Source organism: Burkholderia sp., assembly GCF_018375725.1.
Classification (GTDB): domain Bacteria; phylum Pseudomonadota; class Gammaproteobacteria; order Burkholderiales; family Burkholderiaceae; genus Burkholderia.
On record NZ_JAHACR010000059.1, the window covers coordinates 1 to 17959 of the forward strand.

Genomic DNA, 17959 nt, shown 5'->3' on the forward strand with positions numbered 1-17959 from the left:
AAGAGGATCTCGCGGAGACTCGACGCCGGCAGGAAGCAATGGAGCGGGAGGAGGCGGAGCGTACGGCGCGTGCGGCCCGCATGGCGGCGAACCGTGCGCGGAGCCAGTGGGAGCGCGCGAGCGAGCAGGGCGGCTCTGCGTACCTGGAACGCAAACAGATCACGGCCGAGGGTGTCCGGTTTGACGATGACGGCACGATGCTGGTGCCGATGTTCCAGTACGGCGACGAGCCAAGTCTCGTCGGCCTGCAGAAAATCACGCCGGACGGCGCGAAGCGGTTCAACAAAGGCATGGAGAAGAAGGGCGCGGCATATCTGCTCGGCGAGGTTGCGCCCGACGACAGGATCGTGATGGTCGCCGAAGGGTACGCGACGGGCCGATCGGTTCGTATGGCCCTGAGCGAAGCGCTCGCGCTTTCCGTTTGCTTCGATGCAGGTGGCATTTTGGCTGCCGTGAAGCATCTGCGGTCGGCGCATCCGGACGTACACATTCTGGTTTGCGCGGACGACGACTGGAAGATCGAGCAGCGTCTGCGAGATTGGCTTGCCGAGGAATTCGACTTCCGCGGCGAACTGGCATACGGCGCTGCACCGGTCAGGATCGAGGCGAAGAATACCTGGTACATGATCGCAGCGCAGACGCGCGTCGACGAGAACGGCGTTTCGTACATCGAGGCCACGTATGGCAACGATGTGATGCCGCAGCGCAGGAAACGATTCGAGAATACGGGCCTGAAACGTGCGCACGAAGCGGCAGCAGCCGTCGACGGTGTCAGCGTCGTGCATCCGGCGTTCGCGAATCGCGGGGAGCGGAAGCTGACCGACTTCAACGATCTGCATGTCGAAGAGGGGTTGCATGTCGTCAAGGCGCAGATCGAGACGGCGCTGCTGAACGTGCTCGCACCGCGAGAGACCGGGATCGATCGCCCGACACATCTCACCGTCGTCGAGCCGACTGTCGACCCGCTTTACGATCAGGCCGTCGAGCATGTGCATACATCGCGCAGTGCGGCACCGTCGAAGCTTCAGCGAGCGCTACAGATCGGCTACAACCGCGCCGCGTGTCTGATTGAGGCGATGGAGCGTGACGGGATCGTGTCTCCGTTGAGCGATAGCGGAACGCGCCGTGTGTTGCGTCCGGCGCCAACGTCCGCTGGCGCGATGGGTGGCGGATGCGATGCGGAAAACGGAGCGTACACGTGGGAGCAACGCTTGCGCCGCACCGAGCGAGGCGCACTGAAACCTGATCTCGACAAAGTGATCGACATTCTCGCCAACAGCGAGAGATGGGCCGGCGTGCTGGCATTTGAGCAGTTCTCGCAAAAGATCCGGAAGCTGAAAGCCCCGCCATTCGAGGGCGGTGAGGTGGGTGAGTGGGTCGAGCACGACGATGTATTGCTGACGGACTGGCTCGGCAGATCATGGTCGATAACGCCGCGCCGTGATGTGGTGTGCGATGCGATTGCGGCCGTCGCCCGACGCAACAGTTTTCACGTCGTGCTCGACTACCTGCGCGGGCTGACGCATGACGGCAAGCCACGTGTGCGGACCTGGCTGATCGACTATCTCGGCGTTGACGATACGCCGTATGCGCGAGCCGTCAGTTACAAATGGCTGCTCGGCGCGGTTGCCCGGGTCATGGTGCCGGGTTGCAAGATGGATAACGTGCTGATCCTCGAAGGCCCGCAGGATGCGGGCAAGTCCCGATCGATCAAGATGCTGTTCGGCGAGGAATGGTCGATGGAGGCCAATATCAACCTCAATGATCAGGATGCGGTTGAGGTGCTCGGTGGGCGATGGGCGATTGAACTCGCCGAGCTGGATGCACTGAACAAGTCCGACTCGGCTGCTGCGAAGCGCTGGATCACGACGCAGGCCGACGTCTATCGGCCGAAATATGCTCGCCGGGCGGTGCGTGTTCCACGCCAGTTCGTGATTGCCGGTACGGTCAATCACGACGCTTACCTGAAAGACGGCACCGGCAACCGGCGCTATTGGCCGGTGCGGGTCGGGATAGGTATCGCGCTCGCCGCACTGCGTTTGGATCGCGATCAGATATGGGCCGAGGCATACGCGATGTATTGCGAATGGGTGGCCGAAAACGTCGATGCGGGCGGTGAGTTGCCGACGCCGTGGCAGGTGCTGGAAGAGGAGAAAGCGATGTTCTCGGTCGAACAGGAGGCGCGTTATGAGGGCGATATCTATGAATCCCTGATCGCGGATTTTGTTCAGGGCCGCGACCGCGTAACGCTTGAGGAAATTGCGTTCGATTGCATCAAGCTCGAAACGGCGAAGACCAGCAGGCCGGAGCAACGCCGAATCGGAGAGGCAATGAAAGCGATCGGTTGGGAGCGCAAGCGGGAATCGACGGGGGCGCGCAAGTGGTATTACATGCGGCCGTCGCGAAGTGCGCCACAGCGCGCTGCGACCGCCGGGGACGATGATGCTGCGCTCTGATACGCGTCTTCGCGCTGTTCACCCGTGTGCGCGTGACGGCGCGCCGGAACGGGGCGTGCGGCGCGCCGTCATGTCGAATCCCCGTCTCCCGTCCCATGGCGGGGCGGGTTTTGCATAGCCTTGTGCGAGCCCGCGACATGCGCGACGTGGGGCGCATGTCGCGCATGTCGAGCAAGCACACACTCATTTTTTTATTCATATCGAAGTGGGACGTTAGGACGAGTAGGAGGGAGTCAATGATCGATTTGATGGAGCGGGCGGGCATCGCAATGAGCGTTCGTGGTCAGTTCACCGACCCGATTGCCGATCCGAAAGTTACTTTGGGTGCGCTCGCGTTTGCGAATGATCTCGGGCGGTTGCTGGTGCGGATCAAGGCGGGGCAGCAGGCGACGCCTGCGACGATCCGCCGTGCGATGCTGCTGTTGGCGCAGATGATTCGGACGTCAGGCCGATTCAAGCGTGCACGCTTCACCGGCTATACGCGAGACGAGCGCCGCGAGCAGCGGGCGGGGCAAGCAGTCGAACGATCGAACGTCGACATCGTCGAGCGGTTCGCGCTTCGGCTGCTGGACGAGTGGGTGAACGATCAGTGTGTCGAGTGTGAAGGGCGCGGAGTCGTGCGTCGTGCGCGAGTCGTCGCGACGACGGCGCAAACGTGCAGCGTTTGTGCCGGCACTGGGAAGGTATGCGTATCTGAGGAGCGCATTCCGTTCTTCGAAGGGCGCAACGGACCCGTGGTATTTCGTGAATACGAACCATGCGATGACTGCGGCGGTATGGGGCGTATCGCTGCGCCGCTGGTATCGGATGCGAAGGGCCGGCACATCTGCCCCGTCTGTTCCGGTTCCGGTAAGCGGCAGGTCGACGAAGCTGGCAGGGCACACGCGCTCGGTGTGTCTATCGCCGACTATCGTCGCAATTGGTCATGGCGCTTTCACGACATGCTCGCGCTGTTGGATTCGGTAGATGGATCGGTGTCCGACACAATGCGCAAACAGTTGCGAGGATGAAACGTATTCCATTTCAAGAGCGGATCGCTTAAACTCTGCGCATCCTTTACCGCGTCACTGGATACATGCGCGACCGCATACTCGTGTCGCAACCTTCGCCCGACAGGCGTACTGAATCGCGGGAGCGCCGCGACCAACAACGATAACTGTCTGTCGGGATCTGTTGGGAGGGCGTTTGCCCTTACGAAATGAACTTGAAGCCCTGAGTGCGCGAGCCTTGGGGCTTTTTGCATGAGGGGTATATGTCGAACGTAGATGACGAGTTGCAGTCGGCGAGCGATGCGAAGGACAAGTTGCTGGATTGGGTGACGGAGCAGGCGTCCGAGAATCTGCAATTCCATATCCAATGCGCCGAGCACATCAAGAAGGAAGCGAATACCACGCTCACGGTACTTTTGGCTGGCGTTGGCGGTGCATCAGCGTATACCGTGAAGCTATTTGACGCGCATGCTGCACATTGGCTGATGGCGGCGGCATTGACATTCGGTCTCAGCCTTCTATTGCTGGCTGCGGCGCTGATTCTTCGATGTTTGAAGGTCGACAATATTCAGGCTCCAACGAATGAGCCAAAGCACCTCTACTTGCCCGAATACTCATTGCAGTTGCTGAGGGAAGTCGAACTGGAAAACATGCAGGTGCGAATTACGGATGTCCGGTTGCGCAATGAAGCGGTGGCGGACCGCTTGGAGCGGATCCGCCTGTACGCCTTGTTGGTTCCGGTTATCTCTGCCGCGGTGGCTGGGACGGTGTTGGCGGTCTCGGCGTTTCACGGCGTGGCACATTAGCCTGTTCCCGACGGCCGGGATGAGGTTGCGGAATGACTGGCCTGTCTTGACTCATCTATCTGGTCTCCGTGGTGGGCGCTTCCTGCCCGCAACGATTTTAACGTAACCGACCGGCGTGCCCGGTCCATGAGCCTCGAGTGCGAAAGCCTTCGGGGCTTTTTGCTTTGGGAGGTCATATGCGCGTTGATGTATCCGCTGCCGACGGCACAGTCGTCGTCACTGTTGATGTCGAAAGCAACCACGCTCGACTGGATCCAGTTGAGATGCGCAATGTTGAGCGTCTTGCAGATGTTGTTCGTGCGTTGCTGCGAGCACTTCGTTTTGCAAATGCTTGTCTCGCTGATCACTGCTCGACCGCAGCTGAGCTACCCGGCCAGCCGTATCCAGAGCTGATTGATGGCTTGCGTACCGAACACGAGGCACGTGTGGAGATAAATCGGCGTGCACAACGTTTGCTAATGGAATTCGTGCCCGTATATTCGGCGGCGGATCGGGGTGTTCCCGATCCATACGTTCGGCGAGATGGGCCTTTACTGATACACGATACGTTCACGTCCCAAGTGGGGTGGGGTACTCATGCGCACGGGTAACTGCCGACTGCCAGCCGAGTCCAGGATGATAGATGTATAGGCATTGTGTCAGCCGTAATGGCGACTCTGTAATGAGTTCCTGTTCGCTCAGGGGGTGCGATGCCGACCAATACGACCGCGCTATCTCATGCGCATCTCGGTAGCTGATGGCCGTTCGCAATTTTTCGAACAAACGGAAACTCCCGACGTGCACCGGCGCGTCTGGTTTTACGAGTTCGCACGCCCAGAGTCTGAGCGAAGCGCTATCACCGAACATTGAGCGGCTCGTCAGGGATTTTGCGGCCTCCAACGTTGTGCAGGCGAAGCTACTTCTCAGGCGGCTTGGCTTGTCCGGGTGGCTCGTCAGTCGCTCGATTTCGATCGCTTGTTCGATAATGAGCATCCACGGATCGCCGTACTGGTGTCTGCCTGCATAGTACTGGTCGTATTCCTTTGACCAGGAACCCGGTTCAATGAGTCCGACACCCAGTTCCGGGCGCCTCGAAACAAAAAACAGCGTCCTGCTGCGTTGCGATTCACTCAATTTTTGTGCCTATCGGTGATTGAACGAAACGCCGGAATTATATCGGTCGAATATTGGCCGGTCTGGCGAGGAGCAGCTTGACGGTTGTGGAGTGAAGATCGATGCATGGGGGCGCGTTATCGTACGGTGCTTCGTATTTGACGATGGGATGAGCAGGCATCGTATGGGCGATGGGCCGGGCCGGAGGCCGTGCGATCGTGGATCTCGCGGTCGGTGCAGTTGTGTCTATTGTTTGAGCAGACGGGGACCCTACGGCGATGCCGACACGCGGGGGCTCGGACCCGCGTTTTTTCTCTACTGTCGAACTTCTATAGGGGGGCACATTCACATGCTTACCCAACAGCAAATTGCTGATCACCTCGACCTGGAGCGGTCGAGCGTGTCGCGTCTCGTGGATCGCCTCGATATTGACTATCGCACGGCATCAATCGACGAGATCCGCATTACCTACATCCGGCACCTGCGCGAGTCCGCTGCTGGTCGCGCGAGCGACACCGGCATCGATCTCGTCGCCGAACGCGCGATGACCGAACGCGTCGACCGCGAGATCAAGCTGCTGACGCTGGCCGAAAAGAAAGGGCAGCTCGTCAACGCGGCGCAGCTCGAGCAGGCGTACGGCCTGATGGTCGGCGCATTTCAAACGGAATTGCTGGCGCTGCCGGACAAGCTCGCGCCGGAGCTGTACGCGCTATACGGCATCGAGGTCGATGTCGAATGGCTGAACGAGCATATCTATGGATGCCTTGAGCAGCTTTCTGAATACGACCCAGACAGTCCGCGCGGTGATTCGGCGGATCGCGAAGCTGCTGCGGCCACCGGAACGAATCGGGACGACGGAGTGGGCGAGTAAGCATCGGCGATTGAGCGCGAAGGCGTCGGCGAGTCCGGGCCGTTACAACGTGAACATTACGCCGTGGGTGATCGGCATGCACGATGCGCTGGACGATCCGACCGCGCAGAAGGTTGTGTGCATGAAATCCGCGCAGGTCGCGTGGACGGACGGCGTGCTGCTGAACTACATCGCGAAGCGGATCGATGTCGATCCGTGCCCGATGATCGTGATGTTTCCGAAAGAGAAGACGGCAAAGAAATTCAACCTCGAAAAATTTGAACTGATGGTCGAGGTGACGCCTCGGCTGTCGGCAAAGTTGCCGGTCCACTCGGCCCGCGACAAAAACAACTTGTGGGATCACAAGACATTCGCGCGCGGCTTCCTGAAGTTCATCACGTCGAACGCGCCGGACGAAGTGAAGTCGACGCCGGCCCCGGTCGTGGCGGTCGAAGAGCCGGACGACGCGAATACGAACGTGCGCGAACAGGGCGACTCGATCACGCTGCTGGAGGAGCGGAACAAGAGCTATCCGGATCGACGACGCAAGATGATCCTGGGCGGCACGCCGACCGTCGACGGCCTGTCGCGCATCCAGCAGGCGTACGCGGCGTCTGATCAGCGCGTCTATCTGGTTCCGTGCCCGGACTGCGACGAGGAGCATGAGCTGGCGTGGGAAAACGTGACCTGGAGTCACGACGCCGATGTCGTGCATGAGGTCTACGGCCAGGCACGACCGGAATCGGCCCGCTACACCTGTCCGCATTGCGGCTCATTGTGGGACGACGCGATGCGAATTCGCGCGGTCCGTCGCGGACGCTGGGTTGCGACGGCGCCGTTTCACGGCGTTGCGGGCTTCCGCATCAACGAGCTGGTATCGCCTTTTCCCGGCTCCAACATGGCCGAGCTGGTGAAGAAGTGGCTGGCAGCCGACAAGGCGCTGCGCGCGGGCGACGACACGAAGATGCGTTCGTTCGTGAACAACTCGCAGGGGCGGCCGTACAAATACAAGAGCGAACTGCCCGAGCTGGACGTGCTCGCCGAGCGGGCGCTGCCATATGAGGAGCTGACGGTGCCGGCCGGCGGTCTGCTGCTGACGCTCGGCGTCGACGTGCAGCACGACCGTCTCGCGATCGTACTGCGTGCATGGGGACGCGGCGAGGAGAGCTGGCTTGTTGCGTGGGGCGAGATTCACGGCAACGTGCTTGAACAGCAGCAGGATCCGATGACGGGCGGGGTGTGGGGCGCGTTGACGATGCTGCTGACGCACGCGTACCGCCATGAGAACGGGTGGCTGCTGCGCGTGCGTGCGACGTCGATCGACTCGTCGGACGGCGCGACGTCGGATGCCGTATACAAGTACGTGCGGGCGGCGCAGCAGGCCGGTCATCACGTCATGGCCGTCAAGGGCAGCAGCAATGCCGATGCGGAAATCTTCAGCGTCCCGAAGGCGCCGATCGACTCGACCCGGAACAACAGCAAGGCGGCGAAGTACGGGCTGCGGCCCTACATGGTCGGCGTGAGCCGGGCGAAGGATCTGATTCTCGAAAACCGGCTGAAGCTTGAAGGCGACGGGCCGGGCCGGATGCACTGGTATCGCGGCGTACGCGGTGACTACCTGTCGCAACTAACGGTCGAGGTCAAAGTGCCCGGGCCTCGTGGGGGTAAGCGCGTGTGGCAGAAGAAGGCCGGCGCGAGAAACGAGGCACTGGACTGCGAGGGCTATGCCTTGCACGCGGCCCGCAGCATCAAGGTGCATCTGATGAAGGAGGAGCACTGGCGGCTCGAGCAGCATCGTGCCTCGCAAGTCTCGCTGTTCGATGCAGTGCCGGTGCTGGAAGCGCTGCCTTCGGGCCTGCCTGTCGAGGCGCTCCCCGATCCGCCCGATGAAACGGAAATGACAGCGGCTCCGCGACCGTCGCCGCAGGCAGCAAAACCCGCCGAAACCCCGCCACCGAGCGGGGTTTCGCGCATTCAGGGGCGTCGGGTCGGACGGTCGACCTATCTGACGCGGCGCTAGGAGGTGTTCATGGGATACAACAAGCAGGATCTGGAACGCATCCAGTCCGCGATCGCGAAGGGCGAACTGGATGTCCAGTACGCTGATCGGCGGGTGCGCTATCGCTCGATCGCCGAGCTGCGCGAAGCGCGCACCGAGATCATTCGCGACCTGAATGGCGCGGCCGGACGTTCGTCGATCGTCCGGATTCGCCACGCCGGCAAGGGGGTGCGATGAAACGCGGCTTTCCGTCACTCGCGCAGCGCGGATTCGTCGTGCCGACGCGGCTGAAGGCGGCGGCATACGAGTCGGCAAGCACGGCCGGGGCGCGTGCGAAGTCGTGGCGCGTATCGGGCGCGGGGCCGAATGCGGCGGCGGTGCAAAACCTGTCGCTGATGCGGTTTCGCGCTCGCGACGCGATCCGCAACGACCCCTGGGCGAAAACGGCAATCGCGCGGCTCGTCTCGAATACGATCGGCAGCGGCATCCAGGCGCATCCGCAGCATCCGAACGATGCGGTGCGCAAGATGCAAAAACAACTTTGGGAGGATAGCGGGCAGGAGATCGACGCGGACGACCTTTTCGACATCGCGGGGGTGCAGACGCTCGCCGCGCGCGCGTTCTTCAGCGATGGCGAAGTGCTGGTGCGGCGCCGGTGGCGCAGTCCGCTGGATGGCCTGGCCGTCCCGATGCAGATCCAGCTTCTCGAAGGCGATCTGCTGCCGGTGGAGAAGAACGAGATCGTGCCGGACGGGGAGATCGTCAACGGTGTCGAATTCGATGCGGACGGTCGACGCGTTGCGTATCACCTGCTGCGGCGTCATCCCGGCGAGTATGGCCGCGCCTCGATGACCGGCATGCAGACGGTTCGCGTGCCGGCGGCCGAGATTGCGCACGTCTTTCTTGCACTTCGGCCCGGACAGGTGCGCGGCATTCCCGAGCTGTCGACGGTGCTGCTGCGGCTCAAGTCGCTGGACAACTTCGACGATGCGGTGCTGTTCCGCCAGGAGGTCAGCAACCTCTTTGCCGGCTTTATCACCAAGCCGCCGGCAGAGCCGGGAATGCCGGGTGATCCGGTCACGGGCAGCGCCATGCAGTACGACGTCGACGGCTTCTCGCCGGTCGTGTCGCTCGAACCGGGGAGCATGCAGGAGCTGGCGCCGGGTGAAAGCGTCATGTTTGCTGAGCCGCCGGGCGCCGGAGCCGATTATGGGCCGTTCATGCGCCAGCAATTGATGGCAGCCGCTGCGTCGGTCGGCATGCCGTACGAGGTCATGACGGGCGATCTGCGGGATGTCAGCGACCGCGTACTGCGCGTGATCCTGAACGAGTTCCGGCGCTCGATCGAGCAACTGCAATGGAACGTGTTCATCCACCAGTTCTGCCGGAAGGTCTGGCACTGGTGGGTCGACGCGTGCGCGCTGTCGGGCGCGATGCCGATGCCTGACTTCTACCGGCGGCGCCGCGACTATCAGCGCGTGCGCTGGGTGCCGCAGGGCTGGCCGTACATCCATCCGGTGCAGGACGTGACCGCGAAGCGGATGGAGATCCGTTCCGGGCTGGCGAGCCGGTCGGGGGCGGTGCTATCGCGTGGAGATGACCCCGAGCAGGTCGACCGTGAGAACGCGGACGATCTCGCGCGCGAGCGCCGGCTCGGGATTCGATACGACACGCTCGATCCGGTGGACGGGACGGGCGATTTTTCTGGTGGAAATGGCGAATGAAAGGGAAGAAACGGTGGTGGGACATCCGTGCGCAAACGAACGCGGACGGCGGGAAGGCGGTCGAGATCCGGGTCTACGGCGACATCGGATTCTGGGGCACCGACGCTGATCTGTTCGCTTCGAAGCTCGACGAAGTCGCGGCGACAGCGACATCGATCGTCGTCGCGATCAATTCGATGGGCGGTGACGTGTTCGACGCGTTCTCGATCTACAACTCGCTGCGCCGGCATGCCGGCAAGGTGACGGGTCGCGTCGACGGCGTGGCCGCGTCGGCAGCGACACTGGTTCTGATGGCATGCGACACGATCGAGATGCCGTCGAACGCCATGCTGATGATCCACAACCCGTACACCGTCGCGGCCGGCGAGGCCGGCGATCTGCGCAGGCTGGCCGATCTCCTCGATAGCACGTCCGACAACATGCTGGCGGCCTACGTCGAGCGCAGCGGCCGGACCGAAGAGGAGGTCCGCGCGATCATGAATGCCGAGACCTGGCTAACGGCTGCGCAAGCGAAGGAGCAAGGGTTTTGCGACACGATTGCCGAGCCGATTCGCATCGCGGCATACGCGGGCGCGGCGCGGCTCGCCGCACGCTTTTCGGCGATCCCGGCGGAGATCCGGGCCGTACTGGACGACGACAGCGACGTGCCGCCGGTCAATCCGCAACCCGATCCGCCGACCGATCCTGCGCCGCCGCCGCTACAGACGTCGGATGTGACGGCGCTGGCGTCGCATGTGTATGCGACATGTCGTGACGCGCGGATCGAGCACTGCGCCGAGGGCATCGTGCTGGCGACGGGCCTGCGTGACCGCGCGACCGTCGACGCCGCGATCCGCAGCGCACAGGACATCGCGGGCATCTGTCTGGCCGCGAGCCTGACCGAGCTGACGGCCGGCTTCGTCGCGGACGGTCTGACACCCGATCAGGTGCGCGCGCGGCTGTTCGAGCGCGTAACGGCGTCGCAGAAACCGATCAACCATCGTGCCGCCCCGGTTGCGCCGCAAGAGGCTGTGGTGGTCGCGAATGCGCCGCGCGCGGTGTCGATCTACGCGGCTCGCAAGAGCGGCAAGTAACTTTGACGCAACCCGAGGAGGGGAAAACGCATGTCGAACGTGAAGCAACAAGGGACGCTGCCGGCCGAATTTCTCGTGTCGGAGGGCAACGGACAGATCTCGCGCGAGCAGATCGTCGTCAAGGCGGGCACGGCGCTGCCGGCCGGACAGGTGCTCGGCGTGACGAGCACCGGCGAGTATGCGCCGTACGACAACAAGGCGAACGACGGGTCGGAAGTCGCGGCGGCCATTCTCTATGCCCCGCTTGCCGCGTCCAAATCGCCCCGCCCGGCGACGGGGATCGTCCGGCTTGCCGAGGTCGCCGGCGTGTTGCTGGCAGGGCTGGATGCGGCCGGTCGCGATGATCTTGCCGAGCGGCACGTGATCGTCCGCTGAACGCAGCACGCGCCATCCAGGGCCACGCCGAGCGCGTGGCTTTTTTGTATCCATTTTCATGCCGGAGGTTGTATGGCGGACATCGCCCTGTTTCAAGACGACGCGTTTTCGCTGTCGTCCCTGAGTGCTGCGATCAACGAGCAGCCGTATGTTCCCGGTCGTATCGGCACGCTCGGGCTGTTCGAAGAGGACGGCATCACGACGACCACAATCCAGATTGAGCGCGACGGCGACACGCTGTCGCTCGTCGCCGCCGGCGAGCGTGGTTCGCCGGCTGCCGTCGTCGTCGGCAGCAAGCGCGGCATGATCCCGTTCAATACGGTGCACTTGCCGCAACGCGCGACCATCAAGGCGGACGAGATCCAGAATCTGCGCGCGTTCGGCTCGGAGACCGAGCTGGAGGCACTGCAGACGGTCGTGAATCGCCGGCTCGCGAAGATGCGCCGCCAGCTCGATGCGACGCACGAATTCCACCGTATCGGCGCGATCAAGGGCGCGGTGCTGGATGCGGACGGCAAGACGGTACTGATCGACCTGCTGAAGTACTTCGGGATCGATCAGACGGTAATCCCGTTCGAGCTTGGCAAGGCCGACACGGAGATCCGCGTGAAGTGCGTGGAGGTGCAGGATGCGATCGAAGACGCCCTCGGTGCGACGACGTACACCGGCGTGCGCGTGCTCTGTGGCCGCGCCTTCTGGAACAGGCTGATCGTCGCGAAGGCGGTCAAGGAGACCTACCTCGCGACTGCGATGGCGGCGTCGCTGCGCGGCGATGCGCGCGACGCGTTCGACTTCGGCGGCTGCACGTTCGAGCGCTATCGAGGCCGCGTCGGCGACATCGGCTACGTCGCCGACGACGAGGCTCATGCGGTGCCGGAAGGCGTGCCGGAGCTGTTTATCACACGCTTCGCACCGGCTGATTACGTCGAGGCGGTCAACACGACCGGCCTGCCGTACTACGCGAAGCAGGAGCTGATGGACTTCGGCAAGGGCGTCGAGATCGAGGCGCAGTCGAACCCGATTCACCTGTGCACGCGCCCGAAGGCAATCGTCAAACTGAAGGCGTGACATGGCGTTCCGGGATCTGATGGCCGCCGTCGACGCGGCCGTGAAGCGAGACCTGTCTGACGAGGTGACGATCGACGGCAAACCGCTGCAGGGCATGTTCAAGGCGCCCTGGCTTGGCCCCGATCTCGGGACGCAACGCACGCAGCTCGTAGCGCCGATCCTCGACATCACCGACGACGACGCGGCTGGCGTTGCCGTGGGCAGCATCGTCGTCGCGCGTGGCGAGCGATTCCGTGTCTTCGAGATTCACGCGACTGGCACGGGCTGGACAGTCCTGATTCTGAGGTGACGAATGACGCTGCTGAAAATCGAGATTGACGTGAAGGGGGCGCTCGAAGCGCTGGCGGGCCTGCCGCCTGCCGCGATGCAGGCGGCGTGGCGCCGGACGCTGCGCAAGACGGGCGCGTGGATCCGGAGCCGGACGGCAAAGGAGGTCGGCAGCGCGACGGGCATCCAGCAGAAGCTGTTGCGGCAACGGATGTACTTCTTCTTGCGGTCGGCCAATACCGGGAAGGTGTGGCTCGGGTTGAACCCGATCGAGGCGCACCGGCTCGGCGCGGTCCGGCGGACAAAGAAGGGCGTCCGGGCCGGCAAATGGCTGTTCGAGGGCGCATGGCGGAAAACGAAGGTGCAGCCGGACGGCCCGATCTACCGGCGTGTCGGGAAAGCGCGTCTGCCGTTCGAGGTCGTCAGGGTCGACTGGTCGCAGTCGGGCGACGCAGCCTTCCGGCGGGCGGCACAGGCGTGCGAGGCGAGGCTGCTCACGGTGCTGCGGCAGGAGGTCAACTATGAAATCCAGAAGGCGATGAACCGTGCTCGATAACCTGAAACAACTGCATGACGGAATCGAGACCGGCCTGCGCGAACGCATGCCGGATCTCGAGCGCATCCATGCGTATCCGAAGATCGGCAAGTCGATCGAGACGCCGTTCATCGCGCTCGAGCTGGCTGAGCTCGAGCCGGGGCAGGACGACGGAACGGGCCGTGTGCCGCTCATCGCGCGCATGCAGGCTCGCGTGATCGTCGATCCGCTGGTGGCCGACGCCGATCTGCAGGTACGTGAGTTGTCCGCGCGCGTGCTGCAGGCGGTGCACGGGGCGACGTGGGAGCTGCCCGTGACGCCCGGAAAGCAGATCGGGTCGGCTGGCGAAGATCCGTTTCGCCCGGAACTGGATACGTATCTCGTCTGGCTCGTCGAATGGGTGCATGAATTTGACCTGGGAGACGCGTTCGAGCTGCCGACGAAGGGACGCTCGGTGCTGTGGGGCGTGGATCCGGAGACCGGGCGGGACGACAAGGAGCATGGCTGGAATCCGGCGGATCGGATGGAGGGCGGTGTGTGAGCGACTTCGAGCTGGGCGAGATGGATCGCCGTATGGCGTGCCTGACGCAATCGGCCATTGTCGAGGCGATCACGTACGACCCGCCGCGCGTGAAGGTACGTGTCGGCGATTGGGTCAGCGACTGGCTGAAATGGCAGGCCGGTGCGGCGGGCAAGGTCAGACACTGGCGACCGCCGTCGATCGACGAAGAGGTTGCGATATGGGCGCCGTCCGGCGATCTTGCGGGCGCGTTTGTCGCGCCCGGCTATTACACGGCGCAGCACGGCGGCGCAGGGCGATCGAATCCCGACGAGACGGCGACCGACTATCCGGATGGCGCATTCGAGCAGTACAACCACGCGGCGCATGAGTACGTGCTGTCGGTGTCCGCGGGCGGCCGGATCGTGTTTCGGATCGGTGAGACGGAATTCGAGCTGAGGGCGGACGGCACGCAGTTGCGCAGCGCGAAGTTGCTTGCCGACGTTCCGGATGCGACGTTTACCGGCAATACGACGACCGAACAATTACTGACGTTCAACGGCGGCATGCAGGGTAAGCAGGGCGAGCGAGGCGGCGTCGCGATAAAGATCGTGGGCGGTGCTGAATTCACCGAAGACGTGGTTGCCGACGGTAAGTCGCTCGTCAGGCACAGGCATCGCGAGGAAGGTGACAGACAACTGGTCAGCCCGCCGGTTTAGGACGCACCGGAATATCGCGCGATACGTCACGCACCCCATGTCGGAATGCATGCGGATTGCCGATAAAAGTTACTTGGCCCCGCCCTGCGCGGGGCATTTCATTTGTGGAGGTGTTTATGGCGAAAGACACACAGCAAGGCACGGCGGCGAAGCCCGTGACCTACACCGATACCGGGTTCCGCAGCCGCGTGATCGTGTTTCCCGACGACACGTATATCGACGTGCAGGCCGGCAGGATGACCGTGACCAAGCGCGAGCATATCGAGTACATGGATTCGCGCAAGGACTTCAGGCGCGTTGCAGAGCAGGAACGCTGATGGTCGCGCTGGTCGGGATGTGCCGACGCACCGGTCGGCTGATCGGCGGTCTCGACCATCTCGTGCAGAGCATCGCGGACATTCTCGGCACGCGCAAGGGAACCCGGCGCGAACGCCCCGATTACGGATCGGATATCCCGGCGATGGTCGACATGCCCGTTACGCGAGGCTGGATCTCTTCCGTCCAGGCGGAAGCCGCGCGCGCGATTGGCCGGTGGGAACCGCGCATCGCGCTGGATCGCGTGACCGTGCTGTCGGTCGTGGACGGCGCAGTGACTTTTCGAATCGCCGGGCGCTACAACGGCGATGACGTCGTACTCGAGGTGACGACATGACAGTAATCGATCTGTCGACGCTGGATCCGCCCGATCTCGTCGAGACGCTGGACTTTGAGGCCGCGTATCACTTCAAGCTGCAGCATTTCAAAAGCATCTATCCGGATTGGACGGCGGCGCTCGAGTCTGATCCGGTCGTGAAGCTGCTGGAGCTGGCGGCCTATGAAGAGATCCGGTTTCGGGCGCGTATCAACGATGCCGGCCGGGCGGTGCTGCTGGCCTACGCGACCGGTGCCGATCTCGAACACCTCGCGGCGCTCTGGAACATCGGGAAGGAGATCGTCGATCCCGGCGATCCGCAGGCACATCCGCCGATTCCCGTGACGTACGAGCGCGACGAGCGGCTGCGGTTACGCACGCAGATGGGGATCGAGCGGGCATCGACGGCCGGCCCGGGCGGTTCGTATCGCTCTCTCGCGATGGACGTGTCTGCGGATGTTGCCGATGTACGCGTCGATCGTCCCGAGCCGGGTGTCGTACGTGTGGTCGTGAAGTCGTATTCGAACGGCGGCATTGCCACCACCGCATTGCTCGACGCGGTGCGTCGCGCACTGTCGCCAGAAGATCGCCGGCCGCTCAACGACACGCTGCACGTCGTGGCAGCACGGCCGGTGAATTATTCGATCGTCGCCGACGTGTACATCGGGCGCGGCCCCGATCCGGGCGTCGTGCTCGACGCCCGCCGGAAGGATCTCGACATCGCGGTCGCGGCGGGCGAGGCGCTTCGCGTCGGCATGCCGAAATCGGCGGTGACAGGCGCGCTTCATCCGAAGGAGTCCGGCGTCGTGCGGGTCGACCTGAAATCGCCGGCAGACGACGTCGTCTGCGCGATCGACCAGTTCGCGCGGTGCACGTCGATTGTGCTCAATCCGAAGGTGAACGATGACGACTGAAGCATTGTTGCCGACAAATCAGACGCCGCTTGAAGCTGCGCTCGCACAGGTGATGCGCCCGAGTGTCGACCCGGACTTGATTCGCACGCTATGGGATGCGGATCGCTGCCCCGCGGCGTTCCTGCCTTGGCTCGCATGGTCGCTCGCGGTCGACGGGTGGGAGCTTGCGGAGTCCGACGACGCACGGCGCGAACTGATCAAGTCGTCGCTTGCGATCTACCAGCGGAAGGGCACGCCGTGGGCGATCCGTGAAATCGTCCGGCGCCTTGGCTTCGGCGAAGTCGATATTCAGGAGGGGCGGCAGATCAAGCGCCGCGACGGCACGGTCACGCGGAACGGCCGGTATCTGTACGGCAGTGCGTTCGCATGGGCCGAATACATCGTGACGCTTCGGCAGCCGGTGACGCGTGACCAGGGCGAACGCCTGAAGCGGGCGATCGAACGCTATGCACCGGCCCGGAGCCGGCTTGCGTGGCTCGATTTTTCTGAGGTGGCGATCCGGCATAACGGACGTGCGACGCGTGACGGTCAATATACGCGAGGGGTAATCGGAACATGGCCGATTTGAAGGAAGAGAGCAAATGGGAGGCGGGGATCCGCCAGTTCGAGACGACGGATTCCGTGCTCGGCGGCCCGGACGGCGTCGACAACATCGCGCTCAGGCAACTGGGCAATCGCACGCGATACCTGAAGGACGAGCTGGACGCGGCCAGCAGGAAGATCGGCAGTCTCGTTTCCGACAGGGTCGCGAAATCGGGCGACACGATGCAGGGGCGGTTGCTCGGGAAGACCGGCGCGATTGCGCCGAACAACACAAGCAACGCCGGCTTCGGGTTTGACGCCGATCCGGATACCGGAATGTTCTCGCCGGGCGCCGGACATCTCCAGCTCGGTGCACAGGGCGTACCGTACATCGACCTGTTGTCCGGCAATCTGACGCTCGGCGCGACCGGATGGCTGTCATTCATCGCCGGCAAGAGCGTGCGCGGTCGCATCACGTCGGAGGGACGATGGCTGGTCGGCGAGGCGGAGGACAACGGATCGGCATTGCTTCAGGTCGGTGGCGTGGCCACTGCGGCTGCGCCGCCGGCGGGTGACAAGTCCGACAAGGTCATCACTTCCGCGTGGTTCACGGCGGAGATTCTGCGCGAGCGGATCGGCCAGATCGTGTGGGAGTCACGGGCAGCGCCTCGGGCCGGTTATCTGATCCTGAACGGCGCGGTGCTGAAGCGGGCGGATTATCCCGCTCTCTGGGCCTACGTGCAGGGAAGCGGCGCACTGGTCGACGAGGAGATCTGGTCGAACGGCAACTGGGGTTCGTTCTCGAACGGCGACGGGGTGACGACATTCCGTATCCCGGAGTTCCGTGGCGAGGCGATCCGATGCGCGGACGTCGGCCGCGGGGTGGATGCCGGGCGACGCGTCGGCACGTGGCAGGACAGCCAGAATCGCTCGCACACGCACGGTGCGTCGGCCAGCACGGTCGGAGATCATGTGCACAACGCGTGGACGGACGCGCAGGGCTGGCATGCGCACTATGGCTGGACCCATGCTGCGGGCTCACACATTCACAACAACGGGATCTTTAGTCGCCTGCTTCGGCCGCCCTACGGCGGATCGCTGACCGGATCCGATCAGACAGGCAGCGGGGCGGAGCAGGCGGTCGGAGTCGGCGATTCCGCGGACATGATCTGGGCTGGCGAGCACGGCCACGAATTCAACACGCAAGGCGCGGGCCAGCATGGGCACGGCGTGGGTATTGCCGGAGCCGGCGCCCACTCGCACACGATCAGCGTTGCAGCCGACGGAGGCGCGGAAGCGCGCATGCGCAACGTCGCGTTGCTCGCGATGATCCGCGCCTACTAACAGATGAGGTAGATGATGCTTTGCAATCAATACGACAACTTGACCGGCCGGTACATCCTGAGTTTTCTCGCAGACATCGATCCGATAAACCCGGAG

At 63.4% G+C, this 17959-nt stretch carries 21 protein-coding genes; 20 read left to right on the forward strand and 1 reads right to left on the reverse strand.

The window, feature by feature from the left end:
- The 4 genes from KH616_RS09950 to KH616_RS09965 form a co-directional block, all read left to right on the forward strand.
- A partial coding sequence (locus KH616_RS09950) for a VapE domain-containing protein (protein WP_366834365.1) occupies window positions 1-2456 on the forward strand: 2456 nt, incomplete at its 5' end.
- 236 nt (window positions 2457-2692) lie between these two features.
- Window positions 2693-3466 (forward strand): hypothetical protein, encoded by a 774-nt coding sequence (locus KH616_RS09955; protein ID WP_292243714.1) that lies wholly within the window; start codon window positions 2693-2695, stop codon window positions 3464-3466.
- 242 nt (window positions 3467-3708) lie between these two features.
- Window positions 3709-4251 (forward strand): hypothetical protein, encoded by a 543-nt coding sequence (locus tag KH616_RS09960; RefSeq protein WP_292243715.1) that lies wholly within the window; start codon window positions 3709-3711, stop codon window positions 4249-4251.
- Between the two features lie 126 nt (window positions 4252-4377).
- The gene (locus KH616_RS09965; protein ID WP_292243716.1) at window positions 4378-4644 is read left to right on the forward strand and encodes a hypothetical protein; all 267 of its coding nucleotides are present in this window, start codon (window positions 4378-4380) and stop codon (window positions 4642-4644) included.
- Between the two features lie 156 nt (window positions 4645-4800).
- Here KH616_RS09965 and KH616_RS09970 read toward each other — a convergent pair whose 3' ends face one another.
- Window positions 4801-5364, reverse strand: coding sequence for a hypothetical protein (locus KH616_RS09970; protein WP_292243717.1), 564 nt, complete (start codon window positions 5362-5364; stop codon window positions 4801-4803).
- A gap of 328 nt (window positions 5365-5692) precedes the next feature.
- Between KH616_RS09970 and KH616_RS09975 the strand changes: the two genes are divergently transcribed.
- From KH616_RS09975 to KH616_RS10050, 16 genes are all read left to right on the forward strand, one after another.
- Entirely contained in the window at window positions 5693-6214 is a 522-nt protein-coding gene (locus KH616_RS09975; RefSeq protein ID WP_292243718.1) for a MarR family transcriptional regulator, read from the forward strand.
- A 10-nt stretch (window positions 6215-6224) separates the two neighbouring features.
- Window positions 6225-8213 (forward strand): terminase gpA endonuclease subunit, encoded by a 1989-nt coding sequence (locus tag KH616_RS09980; protein WP_292243719.1) that lies wholly within the window; start codon window positions 6225-6227, stop codon window positions 8211-8213.
- A gap of 9 nt (window positions 8214-8222) precedes the next feature.
- Window positions 8223-8429 (forward strand): hypothetical protein, encoded by a 207-nt coding sequence (locus KH616_RS09985; protein WP_292243720.1) that lies wholly within the window; start codon window positions 8223-8225, stop codon window positions 8427-8429.
- Window positions 8426-9916, forward strand: coding sequence for a phage portal protein (locus KH616_RS09990; protein WP_292243721.1), 1491 nt, complete (start codon window positions 8426-8428; stop codon window positions 9914-9916). The genes KH616_RS09985 and KH616_RS09990 overlap by 4 nt, the downstream gene beginning before the upstream one ends.
- Window positions 9913-10989: a head maturation protease, ClpP-related gene (locus KH616_RS09995; protein WP_292243723.1), complete on the forward strand. Its 1077-nt coding sequence runs from the start codon at window positions 9913-9915 to the stop codon at window positions 10987-10989. The genes KH616_RS09990 and KH616_RS09995 overlap by 4 nt, the downstream gene beginning before the upstream one ends.
- A 30-nt stretch (window positions 10990-11019) precedes the next feature.
- Window positions 11020-11364, forward strand: coding sequence for a head decoration protein (locus tag KH616_RS10000; protein WP_292243725.1), 345 nt, complete (start codon window positions 11020-11022; stop codon window positions 11362-11364).
- Window positions 11365-11436: 72 nt separating this feature from the next.
- The gene (locus KH616_RS10005) at window positions 11437-12432 is read left to right on the forward strand and encodes a major capsid protein (RefSeq protein ID WP_292243726.1); all 996 of its coding nucleotides are present in this window, start codon (window positions 11437-11439) and stop codon (window positions 12430-12432) included.
- Window position 12433: 1 nt separating this feature from the next.
- Window positions 12434-12721, forward strand: a complete 288-nt coding sequence (locus KH616_RS10010) for a hypothetical protein (protein WP_292243728.1) — start codon at window positions 12434-12436, stop codon at window positions 12719-12721.
- A 3-nt stretch (window positions 12722-12724) separates the two neighbouring features.
- Window positions 12725-13255: a phage tail protein gene (locus KH616_RS10015; RefSeq protein ID WP_292243729.1), complete on the forward strand. Its 531-nt coding sequence runs from the start codon at window positions 12725-12727 to the stop codon at window positions 13253-13255.
- Window positions 13245-13775 carry a hypothetical protein gene (locus tag KH616_RS10020; protein ID WP_292243731.1) on the forward strand — a complete coding sequence of 177 codons (531 nt, stop codon included), beginning with the start codon at window positions 13245-13247 and terminating at the stop codon, window positions 13773-13775. The genes KH616_RS10015 and KH616_RS10020 overlap by 11 nt, the downstream gene beginning before the upstream one ends.
- A complete protein-coding gene (locus tag KH616_RS10025) occupies window positions 13772-14452 on the forward strand; it encodes a phage baseplate assembly protein V (RefSeq protein WP_292243733.1) in 681 nt (226 codons plus the stop codon). Before KH616_RS10020 ends, KH616_RS10025 begins: the two co-directional genes overlap by 4 nt.
- 116 nt (window positions 14453-14568) lie before the next feature.
- Entirely contained in the window at window positions 14569-14769 is a 201-nt protein-coding gene (locus tag KH616_RS10030; RefSeq protein ID WP_292243734.1) for a hypothetical protein, read from the forward strand.
- On the forward strand, window positions 14769-15104 hold the full coding sequence (locus tag KH616_RS10035; RefSeq protein WP_292243735.1) for a GPW/gp25 family protein: 336 nt from the start codon (window positions 14769-14771) through the stop codon (window positions 15102-15104). Before KH616_RS10030 ends, KH616_RS10035 begins: the two co-directional genes overlap by 1 nt.
- Window positions 15101-15997, forward strand: coding sequence for a baseplate J/gp47 family protein (locus KH616_RS10040; RefSeq protein ID WP_292243736.1), 897 nt, complete (start codon window positions 15101-15103; stop codon window positions 15995-15997). Before KH616_RS10035 ends, KH616_RS10040 begins: the two co-directional genes overlap by 4 nt.
- A complete protein-coding gene (locus KH616_RS10045) occupies window positions 15987-16565 on the forward strand; it encodes a phage tail protein I (protein WP_292243738.1) in 579 nt (192 codons plus the stop codon). The genes KH616_RS10040 and KH616_RS10045 overlap by 11 nt, the downstream gene beginning before the upstream one ends.
- Window positions 16553-17863 carry a phage tail protein gene (locus KH616_RS10050; RefSeq protein WP_292243740.1) on the forward strand — a complete coding sequence of 437 codons (1311 nt, stop codon included), beginning with the start codon at window positions 16553-16555 and terminating at the stop codon, window positions 17861-17863. Before KH616_RS10045 ends, KH616_RS10050 begins: the two co-directional genes overlap by 13 nt.
- The last annotated feature ends 96 nt before the right edge of the window (window positions 17864-17959 follow it).

What these genes read in the sequence shown, in the direction of transcription:
- KH616_RS09955 (WP_292243714.1), top strand. Translation starts at nt 2,693, where the DNA reads ATGATCGATTTGATGGAGCGGGCGGGCATCGCAATGAGCGTTCGTGGT.
- KH616_RS09960 (WP_292243715.1), top strand. Translation starts at nt 3,709, where the DNA reads ATGTCGAACGTAGATGACGAGTTGCAGTCGGCGAGCGATGCGAAGGAC.
- KH616_RS09965 (WP_292243716.1), top strand. Translation starts at nt 4,378, where the DNA reads ATGAGCCTCGAGTGCGAAAGCCTTCGGGGCTTTTTGCTTTGGGAGGTC.
- KH616_RS09975 (WP_292243718.1), top strand. Translation starts at nt 5,693, where the DNA reads ATGCTTACCCAACAGCAAATTGCTGATCACCTCGACCTGGAGCGGTCG.
- KH616_RS09985 (WP_292243720.1), top strand. Translation starts at nt 8,223, where the DNA reads ATGGGATACAACAAGCAGGATCTGGAACGCATCCAGTCCGCGATCGCG.
- KH616_RS09990 (WP_292243721.1), top strand. Translation starts at nt 8,426, where the DNA reads ATGAAACGCGGCTTTCCGTCACTCGCGCAGCGCGGATTCGTCGTGCCG.
- KH616_RS09995 (WP_292243723.1), top strand. Translation starts at nt 9,913, where the DNA reads ATGAAAGGGAAGAAACGGTGGTGGGACATCCGTGCGCAAACGAACGCG.
- KH616_RS10000 (WP_292243725.1), top strand. Translation starts at nt 11,020, where the DNA reads ATGTCGAACGTGAAGCAACAAGGGACGCTGCCGGCCGAATTTCTCGTG.
- KH616_RS10005 (WP_292243726.1), top strand. Translation starts at nt 11,437, where the DNA reads ATGGCGGACATCGCCCTGTTTCAAGACGACGCGTTTTCGCTGTCGTCC.
- KH616_RS10010 (WP_292243728.1), top strand. Translation starts at nt 12,434, where the DNA reads ATGGCGTTCCGGGATCTGATGGCCGCCGTCGACGCGGCCGTGAAGCGA.
- KH616_RS10015 (WP_292243729.1), top strand. Translation starts at nt 12,725, where the DNA reads ATGACGCTGCTGAAAATCGAGATTGACGTGAAGGGGGCGCTCGAAGCG.
- KH616_RS10030 (WP_292243734.1), top strand. Translation starts at nt 14,569, where the DNA reads ATGGCGAAAGACACACAGCAAGGCACGGCGGCGAAGCCCGTGACCTAC.
- KH616_RS10035 (WP_292243735.1), top strand. Translation starts at nt 14,769, where the DNA reads ATGGTCGCGCTGGTCGGGATGTGCCGACGCACCGGTCGGCTGATCGGC.
- KH616_RS10040 (WP_292243736.1), top strand. Translation starts at nt 15,101, where the DNA reads ATGACAGTAATCGATCTGTCGACGCTGGATCCGCCCGATCTCGTCGAG.
- KH616_RS10045 (WP_292243738.1), top strand. Translation starts at nt 15,987, where the DNA reads ATGACGACTGAAGCATTGTTGCCGACAAATCAGACGCCGCTTGAAGCT.
- KH616_RS10050 (WP_292243740.1), top strand. Translation starts at nt 16,553, where the DNA reads ATGGCCGATTTGAAGGAAGAGAGCAAATGGGAGGCGGGGATCCGCCAG.